Below are 14,589 nucleotides of genomic sequence, written 5' to 3'. Positions count from 1 at the left end.
GCCGCGTCCAACTCTTTGGGGGTGCATCGCCAAACCGCTCTGCTAGGATTGGCGCCGATGGCGCAATATCCTTTCGCGCCGATGCAGTTGAGGACCGGACCGCCGCATGCGACACATCACCATTGCCCTTGCCACCAGCCTTTTTTTCGTCATTTCGCTCGCGCGCCCCGGCGTGGCTCAGGAAACGCCCGACTCCTGGATTCAGCTTTCCGCCCACCGCATTCTGAGCGAGGCGGAGGAGATCGCCCGCCGCCGCGCCGCCGATCTCGGCGCAGTTGCCGGATTTTCCATCAGCGGGGGGTGGTATGTGGTCGCCCTGGGGCCGTTTCTCGAGGCCGATGCCCGCGCCGCGCTGCGCCAGCTGCGCGCCGAGGGGCGCATTCCCCGCGACAGCTTTATCGTCCGCGCCGACGTGTTCGGGCAGCAGTTCTACCCGGTGGGCGCTGACGCCCGCGAGCGGCCGGCGCTCGCCGCCGCGCCGGAGAATCCCGCCCCGACCGCGACCGCGACGGACGTATCGGCCGAGGCTCCTGCCGCGCCCCTCGCGGCCGCGCAGACGCCCGAACCCCAGGACGAGACGCCAGCCGAAGCGCGCCGCTCGGAGGCGCGCCTCGGGCGCGATGAACGCGCCGAGCTGCAGCGCGCCCTTCAGTGGTTCGGCCACTACGAGGGGCGGATCGATGCTTCATTCGGGCCGGCCACGCGGCGGGCCATGGCCGCATGGCAGGTCGCCAGGGGCCATGAGCCCACCGGGATCCTCACCACACGTCAGCGCGCCGAACTTCTCGACGAATACCGCGGCGAGCTCGCCGCGATCGGGCTCGAGCTGGTCCGTGACGAGACCGCCGGCATCGAGATCGAACTTCCGATGGGGATGGTGCGCTTCGACCGATACGATCCGCCCTTCGCCCATTATCCCGAGCGGGACGGCTCCGGCGTCAGTGTCCTGCTGATCAGCCAGGCCGGCGATGAGGGCACGCTGCTTGGCCTTTACGACATCATGCAGACGCTCGAGATCGTGCCGCTTGAAGGCGCGCGCAGCCGGCGGGGGAGGGAATTCCTGCTCACGGGCGCCAATGAGCGGATCACTTCCCACACCTACGCGCGCGTGGCTGATGGAGCGGTGAAGGGCTTCACGCTGATCTGGCCGGCCGGCGAAGACCGCCGGCGCGAGTTCGTGCTTGAGCGCATGCGCGAGAGCTTCCGCCCGATCCGGGGTGCCAGCCTGCCCGACACGCTCGGCGAGGGGGCGCTGGAGCAAAGCGTGGATCTTCTCGCCGGGCTGAAGATCCGCCGCCCGGAGAAGGGGAGAAGCGGTTTCTTCGTCGATCCCCGCGGCGCGGTGCTCACCGTGCTCGAGGCCGTCGAGGGATGCGGTCGCGTGACGCTGGAGGAAACCCACGTCGTGGATGTCACCGCGACCGACCCCACCCTCGGAGTTGCGCTGCTCGAGCCACGCGAGGCGCTCGCGCCAAGGGGTCATGCCCGTTTCCGCCTCGATCCGCCGCGCCTGCAGTCGGAGGTTGCGGTGGCGGGCTACTCCTTCGAGGGCATCCTGTCCGCCCCAACCCTTACCTTCGGCAAGCTCGCCGACATGCGTGGTCTCCGTGGCGAAGAAGCGCTTGACAGGCTCGCCCTTCCCGCCGCCGAGGGCGACGCCGGTGGACCGGTGTTCGACCTTGCAGGCGCCGTGGCCGGCATGCTTCTACCGCGCGGACAGGAAGGCGCGCGGTTGCTGCCCGGGGACGTCTCCTTTGCCGTGGATGCGCCGGCTCTCGCTCAATTCCTGCGCGCGGCGGGCAAGTCCCCTGCCCGCGCCGAGAACAGCGACAGCCTCGCGCCCGAGGAGCTTGCCGAAATCGCGGCGGACGTCACCGTTCTGGTCAGCTGCTGGAAGGGGTGAGAGGGCCTGCGCCCTTTGTCACTTGTCAGGCGCTCCAGAAGCGGCGGGTGAAGAGAACCAGCACCGTCATCAGTTCGAGCCTTCCGGCGAGCATGGCAAGACTGAGCAGCCATTTTGCCGTGTCATTGAGGCCGGCGAAATTGCCCGCCGGCCCGATCTCGCGGCCGAGCCCCGGTCCGATGTTGGCAAGCGCGGTCGCCGCCCCCGAAAGCGCCGTCACGGTGTCAAGACCGGTCATCGCCAGGGCGACGGACAGCACGCCCAGAGTCACGATGAAGATGACGAAAAAGGTGATCACCGAAGAGATCACATCTTCCCCCACCTTTCGCCCCTCGTAGCGCGGCTCGAACACGCCATGGGGCGAATGCAGTCGCCGGATCTGCGCCCGGATCGCCGAGATCAGGAGCTGATAACGGAAAATCTTGATCGAACAGCAGGTCGAGCCCGCACAGCCGCCGATGAGGCCCAGGAAGAAGAACAGCACCACCGGGAAGCTGCCCCAGAGCTGGTAGTCGACGCTCGCATAGCCCGTGCCGGTCATGATCGAGGTTACGTTGAACAGCCCCTCGCGAATGGCATGCTCGAGATGGTCGTCATTGGCGAGCACGCGGTAAAGCGCGGTGACCCCGGTCAGCGCCAGCATCACCACCAGAAACGCGCGCACCTGGCTGTCCCGCCAGAGCGGCATTGCCGAGCCGCCCATCAGCTGAACGAAGCGCACGAAGGGAAGGCTTGCGAGCACCATGAAGACGGAGGCCACATATTCCGGTACGCCCTGAAAGGCGCCGAATGAGGCATCAGTCGTCGAGAAGCCGCCGGTGGAGACGGTCGTCAGCGCGTGGTTGACGGCGTCGAAGGCGTCCATTCCCACCGCCCGATAGGCGGCGATGCATGCCGCTGTCAGCACCAGATATACCACGCCGATCCGCGCCGCGATCTGGGCCGCACGCGGCAGGATCTTGCCGGCGGTGTCGAAAGCCTCGGTGCGGAAGATCTGCATGCCGCCCACGCGCAGCTCGGGCAGGAACACCATCGCCACCACGATGATCCCGACCCCGCCGAACCACTGCAGCATCGAACGCCAAAGAAGCACGCCCTCGGGCAGGCTGTCGAGCCCGACAAAGACGGTCGAGCCGGTGGTGGTGAGCCCCGACATCGCCTCGAAGAAGGCATCGACAAAGCGCGCCTCGGGCGGGCCGAGCATGAAGGGGATCGCGGCAAAGACGGGCAGAACCAGCCACGCCAGCGTGGCGATCAGGAAGGTCTGCCGCAGCGACAGGCGCGGCCCGACGCCGTTTGCCGAGGCCAGCGCGGCAAGCCCGCCCGTCAGCGCGGTGACGATTGCCGCCTCCAGAAAGATCGGCCAGTGGCCGTTGCCATAGGCGAAATCGACCGCCATCGGCACGAGCATCGAGGCGCCGAGCACCGCCACGAGCAGGCCGGTGACATAGGCAACGGGGCGGACGTCAAACATGGGCCGCAGGCATGTCGCCGGGCTTGGCCGCTGTCAAGCCGGGCCGGTCATCCGGCGTGGTGCAGCGTGTCGAACAGCCGCGGATCGAGGCTTTCGGCCGCAAGCGACGGCCCCCGCGTGAGAACGCTCACCGCGTCATGGCTGTGCAGGCTTTCCTGGTGGCTCGCCACGATGCGGAAGTCGCCTATGCGCGGATCCTGCGCCAGCTTCTCGCAAAACAGCCGCGCCGCGTCCTCCACGAAAATCGGATTGGCGGCGTTGAGCTCGGCGAATGCCTGCTCGTCCTCGCGCTTGACCATCACCTGCGTCTCGGTCGGAACCGCCGCCCGGCAAAGCTCGATGAGGTCCTCGAACCACAGGCACTTCGGCCCCTTCAGTTCCACCGAGATGCGCGCCACGGAGCGCTGCGAATGCGGCGTCGCCAGCCGCCCGCGCACCTCACGGGCATGTTCGGAAAGCTCCAGCGAGCAGGGGCAGGTGGAGGAATAGACATAGTCGAGATGCATGAACTTGCGCCGCACCCCGTCACGCTCCACGAGCTCGAGGGCGATGTCGTAGTATTGATATCCCCAGAGACCCGAGCGCAGGCTCTGCACCTTCATCGGGAAGGAGAAGCGCATCTGGATGCGCGCATCGAAGCTCTCCAGATCGCGCTTGTAGTCGTCAAGCGCCGCCTCGATCACGTCAAAACTGAACGTGCGTTCAGCATGGGCATAGAAACTGCGCATGATGCGCGACATGTTGATGCCTTTCTTCTCCGCCTCGAGGCTCACCGTGCCGGTCACGGAAGTCTCCAGCGTCAGATCGCCATTGTCGCGGGTGTGGTAGCGGATCGGCAGCCGGAAGTTGGAGATGCCCACATGCTGGATCAGCCCGCGCTCGCCGCGGATGAGGCTCGCCGGCCCGTTCTGCAGGTCGGGCAGGCTCGCGCGGTAGGCCTCGTCGGGGACGAAATCGCTGTCATAGTCGCGGGAAAGGCCGGCACGCGGCCCATCTGCGGCCGGCTCCGTCCCGTTTCGCATGAGAAGCCGCTCTAGCCCGGCGATCAGCGCGCGCCTCTCTTCGCCGACCGATTCGGCAAGCCTGCCCTCGATGGCCTGCAGAGCGCGCGCGATCTCGTCGCGTTGCGCCTTCTCGTCGTCACCCGCAAGCGGTGCCCGCGGCAGATGGACGTTCATCGAGCGATCTCCCTCGTGTCGCACCGGGTGAAGATATGAGACAGATGGACGAATTTCCATTCCTCATACGCAACCCGCTTCTCATACGGGCTGCGCCGCCGGGCGGATCACCCGACCGCGGCCAGTCCGCGCGCCAGATCGGCGGCGAGGTCGGCCGGGTCCTCGAGCCCGACCGAAATGCGCACCAGACCCGGCGTGATGCCAAGCGCCGCCCGCGTCTCTTCTGACAGGCGCTGATGGGTCGTGGTCGCGGGATGGGTCACGATGGATTTCGCATCGCCCAGATTGTTCGAGATCGTGAAGATCTCGAGCGCATTGATGAAGCGGAAGGCGCCTTCCTTGCCGCCCTTCACGTCGATCGAGAAGACGGTTCCCTGCCCCTCCGGCATCTGCCGGACCGCGAGCGCGTGCTGAGGGTGTGACGGCAGGCCCGGATAGATCACCCGCGCAAGCGCCGGATGCCCCTCGAGCCCGCGCGCAAGCTCCAGCGCCGCCTGCGCCTGCGCGCGCACGCGCAGATCGAGCGTTTCCAGCCCCTTGAGCATCACCCAGGCGTTGAACGGGCTCATGGCCCCGCCAGTGTGCTTGAGATAGGGCTCGAGCCGCTTGCGGATGAAGTCGCGGCTTCCCAGCACCACCCCGCCCAGACAGCGCCCCTGCCCGTCCACATGCTTGGTCGTGGAATACACGACCACGTCCGCCCCATGATCGAGCGCCCGGGAGAAGACGGGCGTGGCAAAGACATTATCGACGATCACGCAGGCGCCCGCATCATGGGCCAGCGCCGAGACGGCGGCGATGTCGATGATGTCGAGGGTGGGGTTGGCGACCGACTCGAGAAACACCGCCCGCGCGCCCGGCGCGAGCGCCGTCCGCCAGGCCTCGAGATCGGTGCCGTCCACAAGCACGACCTCCACTCCGAAACGCGGCAGGATGTCCTCGAGAATGTAGAGGCAGGAGCCGAACAGCGCACGGCTCGCCACCACCCGGTCACCGGCGGCCAGCTGACACATCAGCGCGCCGTTGACCGCCGCCATGCCCGAGGCCGTGGCAAACGCGTCCTCCGCGCCTTCGAGAGCGGCCATGCGCTCTTCGAACATGCGCACCGTGGGGTTGCCGTAGCGGGCGTAGATGAACTCGTCCGGTCCCGCCTCGATGAACCGCGCCTCGGCCTTCTCGGCGCTGTCGTAGACGAAGCCCTGAGTGAGAAAGATCGCCTCGGCCACCTCGCCATAGCCACTGCGCCGGATACCGGCATGGATGGCCCTGGTGCGCCTGGACTGCCCGCGTTCCGTCATGCTGCGCCTCCATTGCGCACAACAAAAGACCCCCACCGCGAAGAGCGTCGGGGGTCGATGTTGCCCAGACCTCTTTAGCGGCTTGTTTTACGTGGCCCGCAATCCGGTGAACAAATCGCCACGTGCGCTCCGCATAAGCCGGACACGCGCCAGCGTCAACAGCGCCTCTCGCCCGATCACCCTGGTGAAAATACCCGCGCCGCAGGCACGGCCGCCACAGGCGGCCGTTCCGGCCCGCCGCCTCACGCCTGGGCAGACGCCGCCGCCTCGCTGCGGCTCTTGCCTGCAACGTCCTTGGCAAGCGCCGCGGCCATGAACTGGTCGAGATCCCCGTCAAGCACACCTTGCGTGTCCGATGTCTCGACCCCGGTGCGCAGATCCTTCACCATCTGATAGGGCTGCAGAACATAGGAACGGATCTGGTTGCCCCAGGCCGCCTCGCCCTTGGCCTCATGGGCCTCGGCGATGGCCTGGTTGCGCTTGTCGAGTTCAAGCTGGTAGAGCCGCGACTTCAGCGCCTTCATGGCGATCTCGCGGTTCTGGTGCTGGGACTTCTCCGAACTCGTCACCACGATGCCGGTGGGAAGGTGGGTGATCCGCACCGCCGAATCGGTGGTGTTCACGTGCTGGCCACCGGCGCCCGAGGAGCGGAATGTGTCGATGCGAATGTCCGCGGGGTTGATCTCGATCTCGATGTTGTCATCGACGACCGGATAGACCCAGACGCTGGCAAAAGAGGTGTGCCGGCGCGCGGAACTGTCGAATGGCGAGATGCGCACCAGCCGGTGGACGCCGGATTCCGTCTTCAGCCACCCGTAGGCGTTGGGGCCGACAACCTTGTAGACCACCGACTTGATCCCGGCCTCCTCGCCCGGGTTCTCGGCGATCAGCTCGACGGAATAGCCGTGCTTTTCGGCCCAGCGCACATACATGCGCGCGAGCATCGCCGCCCAGTCGCAGCTTTCGGTGCCGCCGGCACCTGCGTTGATTTCCAGATAGCAGTCGTTGGCATCGGCCTCGCCGGACAGCAGCGCCTCGATCTCCTTCTCTTCCGCGCGCTTCCTGAGAGCCTTCAGCGCCTCCTCGGCCTCGGCCACGACCTCTTCGTCGCCCTCGGCCTCGCCAAGTTCGATCAGCTCGACGTTGTCGGAAAGCTCCTGCTCGATCGCCTTCACCGTCTCGACAGAGTCGACGAGCGCCTGGCGCTCGCGCATGAGTTTCTGGGCACGCGCGGGATCGTCCCAGAGCGTGGGATCCTCCACCATCGCGTTGAATTCCTCGAGCCGATGGGCCGCAGTTTCCCAGCCAATGCGCTGCTTGAGCAGCTCCAGCGACTTCCTGATCGCATCCACCGTATTCTGAGCTTCGGCGCGCATGTTCCTGTCTCTCGGCCGGTTCGGGAGGTGAAGCAGCAGATAACGCCCGCGCCCTTCGCCTTCAAGCGGGCGCGCGGCGAGCCGTCAGTACAGTCCGCCGGAGGAGAGCGTGCCGAAATCCGCCTTGGCCGGAACGCCTCCGCCTTCGCCGGAAGCCGGGGCGCCGCCTTCCTCGGGCAGATACAACGGCAGGTTCGAGCCCATCGCCCACCCCCCATCGATGACGCTGACAAAAGGCTCCTCGCCGTCGCGGAAATATTCGGCCACCACATTGGGCCCTTCCGCATCGTCGGGCAGGCGGGCGCCGGAGTAGCGGTCGATCTTGATGAAGTGCCCCCCCGGCGGCACCTTGAACGGCCCGCCACCGTATTTCGCCGTCGCAACCTCCATGAACTCGTCGAAGACCGGCCCGCACATGGTGCCGCCATAGGCGCTTCTTCCGAGCGAGCGAGGCTGATCGAAGCCCATGTAGCATCCGGCGGCGATATTCGAGGTGAAGCCCGTGAACCACACGTCGCGGGCGTCGTTCGTGGTGCCGGTCTTGCCGGCCACCGGCACATCAAGGGTGACGATCCCCGCAGCGGTGCCGCGCTTGACCACCCCCTCCATCATCGAGGTCAGCTGGTAGGCGGTGATTGCGTCGATCACGCGGCGCCGGGTTGTCTCGATCCGCGGGCCGCGCCCCGGCTCGAGGGCGGCAACCTGACAGTCGAGGCATTTGCGGGTGTCATGGCGATAGACCGTGCGCCCCCAGCGGTCCTGCACGCGGTCCACCAGCGTCGGCTCCACCCGCTGGCCGCCATTGGCAAACATCGCGTAGGCCGAGACGATCCGGTAAAGGGTGGTCTCCTGCGCGCCCAGCGCATTGGCCAGATAGGGCTGCATCTCGTCGTACACCCCGAAGCGCTCGGCGTAGGCGGCGACGGTCTCCATCCCCAGCTCCTGGGCAAGGCGCACCGTCATCAGGTTGCGCGACTGCTCGATTCCGGTCCTGAGCGGCGTCGGCCCGTAGAACTTTTCGGAGGCATTCTGCGGCCGCCAAACGCCTTCGCCGGTCTCCACCTCGATCGGCGCATCGATGACGATCGTCGCCGGAGAGAACCCCGAGTCCAGCGCCGCGGCATAGACGAACGGCTTGAAGTTGGAGCCCGGCTGCCGCATCGCCTGGGTGACCCGGTTGAACACCGAACTCTGGTAGGAAAAGCCGCCCTGCATGGCCAGCACGCGCCCGGTGTGCACGTCCATGGCCATGAACGCGCCCTGGATCTCGGGCACCTGGCGCAGTGTCCAGCCGGTGCGGGTGCCGTTCTCGCCCTTCACCTCCCGCACCAGCACCACATCGCCGACCTTGAGCAGATCGGACACCCGCCGCGCCTTTGGCCCCGGCTTGCCGTCTTCGCCCAACGGGCGAGCCCACTGAACATCATCGGCGCGGATCCAGTGCCCGTCGGCATCTTCCGCCACCCCCTCGATACCGATGCGCGCATCGTTGCGGCCCAGCTCCAGCACCACGGCCGGCCGCCACAGCCCGTCAAGCTCGATGTCGCGGGGCACGTCGACCTCGGCCAGGGCCGCGCGCCAGCGCGCTTCGTCTGCCAGGTCGTCGGCGGCGAGGCTCTTTCCCGTGCCGCGCCAGATGCCCTGCGCGCGGTCGTATTTCTCGAGGCCCCGGCGCAGCGCGATTGCCCCGGCGCGCTGCAGTTCGGGGTCAACCGTGGCCCGGATCGTCAGGCCACCAGTGAAGAAGGTTTCCGCCCCGAAGTCGCGCGAAAGCTGGCGGCGGATCTCGTCGGTGAAATAGTCGCGCGGCGGCAGGCTGTCGCGAAACGGCGGATAGTCGCCGTTCTGCACCGTCTTCAACGGCTCGGTGATGGCCTGCGCATATTCGGCCTGCGAGATGTAGCCGTTCTCGTACATCTCCTTCAGCACGAAATTGCGCCGGGCAATGGCACGTTCGCGCTGGCGCACCGGGTGGTAGGTTGACGGGGCCTTGGGCAGGACCGCCAGATAGGCCGCTTCCGCCGCGGTGAGCTCGGCCAGGGTCTTGTTGAAATAGGTCTGTGCCGCAGCGGCGACGCCGAAGGAGTTCTGCCCCAGAAAGATCTCGTTGAGGTACAGTTCCAGAATTTTGTCCTTCGACAGTGTCTCCTCGAGGCGGGTGGCGAGGATCAGCTCCTTGATCTTGCGCTCTGCCGAGCGGTCCGAGGAGAGCAGGAAATTCTTCATCACCTGCTGGGTGATGGTCGAGGCGCCACGCAACCGTTCTCCGCGCAACGCGTCAATCGCCGCGGCGATCATGCCGCGCGGATCGTAGCCCTTGTGGATGTAGAAGTTCTTGTCCTCGGCGGAGATGAAGGCGTGCTTGACCAGATCGGGAATCTCCTCGATCGGCACGAAAAGCCGGCGCTCGCGGGCGAATTCGTCGATGAGCCGGCCCTCGGAGTCGTAGATGCGGCTGATGGTGGGCGGGGCGTATTGCGCGAGCTGCTCGTGATTCGGCAGATCCCGTCCGTAGGCCCAGAACACGGCGCCGATCGACAGTGCTGCAAAAGCCGTGCCGATCGTTGCCGCGCTGAACAGCGCGCCCAGGACGGACAGGATGAAACGGAACATGACGACCCTCTCACCGACGGCGGCAATATAGGCGTGCGACCGGGCATGGTCAAAAGCGGCAGGACGACCGCGGCAGGTTGGCACCGAGCCGCCAGGCGCGGCCTACTTGCGCACCAGCGAGGCCTCGGCCGCATCGATCAGCGCCCATTCGGCAAGGGCCTCGCCGATCGCCTCGGCGGCTCGCCGGCGCCATGACGGATCCGCAAGGCGTTCCCGGTCGCGCGGGTCCGAAAGAAATCCGAGCTCGATCAGCACGGAGGGGATGTCCGGCGCCTTCAGCACCGAGAAATGCGCGTGCCCGCGGGGGCGCTTGTGCAGGTTGCCGATCGAGCGACCAAGCGCCGCCACGATGGCATCGGCAAGCCGCTCGGAGCGCGGCTGGGTCTCGAGGCGGGCGAGATCCATCAGCACATCGGCAACGACGTCGTCATGGTTGGAAAGGTCGAGCCCGGCAAGAAGATCGGCGCGGTCATGGCGCTCGGCCAGAAGCGCGGAGGCGGCATCGGAGGCGCTTTCCGACAGTGTGTACACGGTTGCGCCCCGCGCCCTGCCCTCGGCGAGCGCGTCGGCATGCAGCGAGATGAACACATCGGCCCCTGCGGCACGGGCGAGACTCTGACGCGCCTCGAGGGGCACGAACGCGTCGGCCTCGCGCGTCAGGTGCACCTCCATGCCCGACCGCCGGAGGACATCGGCGAGCTCCCGGGCGAAGGTGAGCATCAGATCGGCCTCGCGCAGCCCGGCGCGCTCGGCGCCGGGGTCGATGCCCCCGTGACCGGGGTCGAGCATCACCCGGAGCGGCCGGTCGCCCCTTTGGCGCGGCATGGCGGGCGGCAGATCGCGCACCGGCTCGGGCAGCGCAAACAGCGCCGAGGGCGGCGCGCCCGCGCGCGCGGCGAAGCTTTCGGGGTCGGTCGGGTCAAGGCGCAGCGTGACGACCGCCCCGCCATCGGTGGTGGTCATGGCCGCCGACGCGATCGCGAGGGGCGCGTCGAGGGCAACCACCATGCGCGACCATCCGGGGCGGAACCGGCCCATGGAAATTTCGCCAAGCCCCCGCGCCCGGATGGTTTCGGGCGAAAGCCCCGACCAGTCCAGCTCGGAAAAGTCGAGCACGAGCCGCGGTGGCGCATCGAGGGTGAAGACGCGCCAGGGCACCGGCCGGTCAAGGGCGAGCACAAGCTCCACCCCGCCGCCGGGAGTCGCCTTGGCGGTGGTGTCTGAGGGACGGACATGCGCGAGCGCGGTGAGCTCCTGCGCCACCCCCGGCGCGGCGAGACAGAAAAGCGCGGCAAGCGCCGCAAGACAGGCGTTTCGGATGCTGCTCATGCGCCTCGTTCGGGCCTCTGAAGGGGCCTTGTGCCCAACATAGCAGCCGGCGGCGCGGCCGCAAAGCCGCATCAGCCGGACTTGCGCTCCGCCATGAAGCTCTCGAGCCGGCGGAGCCCTTCCCGTATATCCTCGGTCGAGCGGGCATAGGAAAAACGCAACGTATGGGCGCCCCTGACGGGGTCGAAATCAAGCCCTGGCGTGACCGCCACCCCGGCCTCGTCGAGGATCTCCGCGGCAAAGGCGGCGCTGTTGTCGGTAAACTCCGAGACATCGGCGTAGATGTAGAAGGCACCATCTGGGGGCGCGATGCGGGTAAAGCCCGCGCGCGGCAGCCCCTCCAGCATCAGCCGGCGGTTCTCGGCATAGACGGCCACATTGGCCTCGAGCTCCTCGCGGCAGTCGATGGCGGCAAGGGCGGCGACCTGGCTTGCGTGCGGTGGGCAGATGAACAGGTTCTGCGCCAGCCGCTCGATGATGCGCACGTGATCCTCCGGCACCACCATCCAGCCCACGCGCCAGCCGGTCATGGAAAAATACTTGGAGAACGAATTGATGACATACACCTCATCGCTGATTTCCAGCGCGGTCACTGCCTTCTTCTCGTATTCGATGCCGTGATAGATCTCGTCCGAGATCAGCGCCGCCCCGCGCTCATGCGCCCAGCCGATGAGCGCGGCGAGTTCCTCGCGGCCCAGCATCGTGCCGGAGGGGTTGGCGGGCGAAGCGACCATGAGGCCCGCCAGATCGTCAGGCAGGTCGGCGGGAACGGGCTGATAACGGTTCTCCGGCGCGGTCTCGATGATGACGGGCGCGATATCGAGCGCACGCAGGATCTGGCGGTAGGAGGGATAGCCCGGCGCGCCGATGCCCACCTTCTCGCCGGTGTCGAAGAGCGCCGTGAAGGCCAGAAGGAACGCCCCCGAGGAGCCGGCGGTGACGATCACCCGCGCGGGGTCAAGCTCGACCCCGTACCATTCATCATAGAGACGGGCGATGCGCCTGCGCAGCTCGGGCAGGCCAAGGGCAACGGTGTAGCCCAGCGCGTTCTTATCCATCGCGCGCGCAAGCGCGGCACGCGCCCCTCGCGGGGCCGGCGTGCCCGGCTGGCCCACCTCCATGTGGATGATGTGCCGACCCGCCTCCTCTGCCCTGCGGGCGGCTTCCATCACATCCATCACGATGAAGGGATCGACCGCGCTGCGCCTTGAGTTTCGCATCCCGCCCTCTCTATGCTGCCGGGCGACAGGTGCACCCCCGATGGCGGAAGGTCAATGCCGGCATCCATCCGATCGCTTCCGAGCGCCGCGCGGCTTGTTGAGCTGACGCTTGCGCTCGCTCTCCTTCTCGCGATGACGCCGCGGGCAGAGGCTGGCGGACTCGTGCGCGACCCCGACATCGAACATGCCCTGTCGCGCCTCGCCCAGCCGGTGCTCTCGGCCGCCGGCCTGAACCCCAACCGCGTGCAGGTTCTTGTCTACGAGGACCCCAAGTTCAACGCCTTCGTCGCCTCGCCGAGCCTCATCGTCGTGCATTCGGGAATGATCCTGCGGCTCGAGCGGGCCGAACAGCTGCAGGCGGTTCTGGCCCATGAGGCCGCGCATATCGCCAACGGGCACATCGCACGACGGATGGCGAACATGCGCGCCATGCGCGGTGTCGCCGCGGTTGGCGCGATCTTGTCGGTGGCGGTTGCGGCCACCTCTGGAGTGCCCGAGGCGGGCGGCGGGCTTCTGATGGGCACGCAGTCGAGTGCTCAACGGCTGTTCTTTGCCCATACTCGCGCCGAAGAAGCTGCGGCTGATCAGTCGGGCGTGCGGTACATGATCGCCAAGGGCATCGATCCCGCCGCCGCGGCGGAAGTGCTGAAGATCTTCCGCGGCCAGGAGATGTTGACCGAGGCGCGGCAGGATCCCTACGTGCGGACCCATCCCCTCACCCGCGACCGGATCCGCGCCGTGGAAGGGCTGGCGGCCGCCTACGCCGAGCGCGCCCGCGATGACCCGGAGGCCGATTACTGGTTCGCCCGCGCCCGTGCCAAGCTCGCGGCCTTCACCCGCAATCCCGCGCGCCTGCTGCGCCAGACACCGGCGCGCGATGACAGCGACATTGCGCTGATGACGCGGGCCATCGCGCTGCACCGCTCCGCCGATGCCGAAGCCGCCATGCGGGAGATGGGCCGGCTCAGGGCTCGGCGGCCGCAGGATCCCTTCATAGCCGAACTCGAGGGACAGATTCTGCTTGAGTCACGCCGCTTCCCCGCCGCTGTGAACGCCTATCGCCGCGCGGTGCAGCTGGCTCCGGGCAATGCGCTGATCCTCGCCGGTTACGGACGCGCGCTGCTGGCGATGGGCGACAGCCAGAACATCCGGCGGGCGGCGCAGGTTCTCGAGAGCGCCCGCGCCCGCGACCCCTTCGACGCCCGGCTCCTGCGCGACCTTGCCGTTGCCCACGCCCGGCTGGGGCAGAACGGCCTTGCCTCGGCCGCCACGGCAGAGCGTTACGCCTTGCTCGGCGATTTCAAGACCGCGGTCATTCACGCGAAGCGCGCCCTGGATCAGCTGCCCAGAGGCAGCGGCGGATGGAACCGCGCCCAGAATGTGCTAGATGCGGCAAGAGCAGCCGCGCGCCGCAAGTGAACCGACGGAGATGACATGATCGCACGCACCCTCACCGCAGCCGCCGTTGCCGCCACGGCGATAGCGACACCGGCCACGGCCTTCGACATCTCCGCCATGAGCGATGCCGAGCGCAACGCCTTCCGCGCCGAGGTACGGGCCTACCTCCTCGAGAATCCCGAGGTGCTGCTCGAGGCGATCAACGTGCTCGAGGAGCGCCAGGCCGCCGGCAAGGCCGCGGACGACGCCGCCCTGATCGCCGCGAATGCCGACGCCCTGTTTGATGACGGCTGGTCCTGGGTGGGCGGGAACCCCGAGGGCGACGTGACGGTGGTCGAGTTCCTCGACTATCGCTGCGGCTACTGCAAGCGCGCCTTTCCCGACGTGAAAGAGCTGCTCCAGAGCGACGGGAACATCCGCTTCATCGTCAAGGAATTCCCGATTCTCGGCGAACAGTCGGTGCTGGCCTCGCGCTTTGCGATCGCCACCAAGAACGTCGCCGGCGACGCCGCCTACGGGCAGGTGCACGATGCGCTCATGGCCTTCCGCGGCGAGATCAGCGAGGATTCGCTGAAGGCGCTCGCGGCGCATCTCGGGCTCGATGCCGATGCCATATTTGCCGAGATGAGCAATCCCGAGATCGAGCGCATCATCGCCGAGAACCGGCGGCTTGCACAGCGCCTGCAGATCAACGGCACGCCAAGCTTCGTCTTCGGCGACCAGATGCTGCGCGGCTACGCCCCGCTCGAGCACATGCGGGCTCTTGTCGAGGAGCTGCGCGGCGAGGGTTGAGATGGCCC

At 67.4% G+C, this 14,589-nt stretch carries 10 protein-coding genes and 1 riboswitch; of the genes, 3 read left to right on the top strand and 7 right to left on the bottom strand.

All coding sequences use genetic code 11. The features are described 5' to 3' along the window. Positions 1-106: 106 nt before the first annotated feature. Positions 107-1,903: a peptidoglycan-binding protein gene (locus BLQ14_RS08240; RefSeq protein ID WP_092500030.1), complete on the top strand. Its 1,797-nt coding sequence runs from the start codon at positions 107-109 to the stop codon at positions 1,901-1,903. A gap of 25 nt (positions 1,904-1,928) precedes the next feature. Here BLQ14_RS08240 and BLQ14_RS08235 read toward each other — a convergent pair whose 3' ends face one another. The 7 genes from BLQ14_RS08235 to BLQ14_RS08205 all read right to left on the bottom strand — a co-directional run bounded on the left by BLQ14_RS08235 (position 1,929) and on the right by BLQ14_RS08205 (position 12,391). Next, positions 1,929-3,377 (bottom strand): TrkH family potassium uptake protein, encoded by a 1,449-nt coding sequence (locus BLQ14_RS08235; protein WP_092500028.1) that lies wholly within the window; start codon positions 3,375-3,377, stop codon positions 1,929-1,931. Between the two features lie 47 nt (positions 3,378-3,424). Beyond that, a complete protein-coding gene (gene folE2, locus BLQ14_RS08230) occupies positions 3,425-4,555 on the bottom strand; it encodes a GTP cyclohydrolase FolE2 (RefSeq protein WP_092500026.1) in 1,131 nt (376 codons plus the stop codon). Positions 4,556-4,662: 107 nt separating this feature from the next. After that, on the bottom strand, positions 4,663-5,853 hold the full coding sequence (gene metZ, locus BLQ14_RS08225; protein WP_092500024.1) for an O-succinylhomoserine sulfhydrylase: 1,191 nt from the start codon (positions 5,851-5,853) through the stop codon (positions 4,663-4,665). 53 nt (positions 5,854-5,906) lie between these two features. After that, positions 5,907-5,985: riboswitch (SAM riboswitch) on the bottom strand. Positions 5,986-6,095: 110 nt separating this feature from the next. Then, on the bottom strand, positions 6,096-7,229 hold the full coding sequence (gene prfB, locus BLQ14_RS08220; protein WP_092500022.1) for a peptide chain release factor 2: 1,134 nt from the start codon (positions 7,227-7,229) through the stop codon (positions 6,096-6,098). Positions 7,230-7,313: 84 nt separating this feature from the next. After that, on the bottom strand, positions 7,314-9,842 hold the full coding sequence (locus BLQ14_RS08215) for a penicillin-binding protein 1A (RefSeq protein WP_092500020.1): 2,529 nt from the start codon (positions 9,840-9,842) through the stop codon (positions 7,314-7,316). A 102-nt stretch (positions 9,843-9,944) separates the two neighbouring features. Beyond that, positions 9,945-11,171 (bottom strand): N-acetylmuramoyl-L-alanine amidase, encoded by a 1,227-nt coding sequence (locus tag BLQ14_RS08210; protein ID WP_092500018.1) that lies wholly within the window; start codon positions 11,169-11,171, stop codon positions 9,945-9,947. Positions 11,172-11,242: 71 nt separating this feature from the next. Further along, the gene (locus tag BLQ14_RS08205; protein WP_092500016.1) at positions 11,243-12,391 is read right to left on the bottom strand and encodes a pyridoxal phosphate-dependent aminotransferase; all 1,149 of its coding nucleotides are present in this window, start codon (positions 12,389-12,391) and stop codon (positions 11,243-11,245) included. 54 nt (positions 12,392-12,445) lie between these two features. On the opposite strand from BLQ14_RS08205, the gene BLQ14_RS08200 reads away from it, so the two are divergent. Both BLQ14_RS08200 and BLQ14_RS08195 read left to right on the top strand, forming a co-directional pair. After that, the gene (locus BLQ14_RS08200; RefSeq protein ID WP_092500014.1) at positions 12,446-13,810 is read left to right on the top strand and encodes a M48 family metalloprotease; all 1,365 of its coding nucleotides are present in this window, start codon (positions 12,446-12,448) and stop codon (positions 13,808-13,810) included. Positions 13,811-13,825: 15 nt separating this feature from the next. Further along, positions 13,826-14,581, top strand: coding sequence for a DsbA family protein (locus BLQ14_RS08195; protein WP_092500012.1), 756 nt, complete (start codon positions 13,826-13,828; stop codon positions 14,579-14,581). Positions 14,582-14,589 lie beyond the last annotated feature (8 nt).

The sequence above is a fragment of the Meinhardsimonia xiamenensis genome, assembly GCF_900102905.1.
Lineage (GTDB): Bacteria > Pseudomonadota > Alphaproteobacteria > Rhodobacterales > Rhodobacteraceae > Meinhardsimonia > Meinhardsimonia xiamenensis.
This window is presented reverse-complemented; position numbering and strand designations above follow the sequence as displayed.

What these genes read in the sequence shown, in the direction of transcription:
- BLQ14_RS08240 (WP_092500030.1), top strand. Translation starts at nt 107, where the DNA reads ATGCGACACATCACCATTGCCCTTGCCACCAGCCTTTTTTTCGTCATT.
- BLQ14_RS08235 (WP_092500028.1), bottom strand. Translation starts at nt 3,377, where the DNA reads ATGTTTGACGTCCGCCCCGTTGCCTATGTCACCGGCCTGCTCGTGGCG.
- folE2 (WP_092500026.1), bottom strand. Translation starts at nt 4,555, where the DNA reads ATGAACGTCCATCTGCCGCGGGCACCGCTTGCGGGTGACGACGAGAAG.
- metZ (WP_092500024.1), bottom strand. Translation starts at nt 5,853, where the DNA reads ATGACGGAACGCGGGCAGTCCAGGCGCACCAGGGCCATCCATGCCGGT.
- prfB (WP_092500022.1), bottom strand. Translation starts at nt 7,229, where the DNA reads ATGCGCGCCGAAGCTCAGAATACGGTGGATGCGATCAGGAAGTCGCTG.
- BLQ14_RS08215 (WP_092500020.1), bottom strand. Translation starts at nt 9,842, where the DNA reads ATGTTCCGTTTCATCCTGTCCGTCCTGGGCGCGCTGTTCAGCGCGGCA.
- BLQ14_RS08210 (WP_092500018.1), bottom strand. Translation starts at nt 11,171, where the DNA reads ATGAGCAGCATCCGAAACGCCTGTCTTGCGGCGCTTGCCGCGCTTTTC.
- BLQ14_RS08205 (WP_092500016.1), bottom strand. Translation starts at nt 12,391, where the DNA reads ATGCGAAACTCAAGGCGCAGCGCGGTCGATCCCTTCATCGTGATGGAT.
- BLQ14_RS08200 (WP_092500014.1), top strand. Translation starts at nt 12,446, where the DNA reads ATGCCGGCATCCATCCGATCGCTTCCGAGCGCCGCGCGGCTTGTTGAG.
- BLQ14_RS08195 (WP_092500012.1), top strand. Translation starts at nt 13,826, where the DNA reads ATGATCGCACGCACCCTCACCGCAGCCGCCGTTGCCGCCACGGCGATA.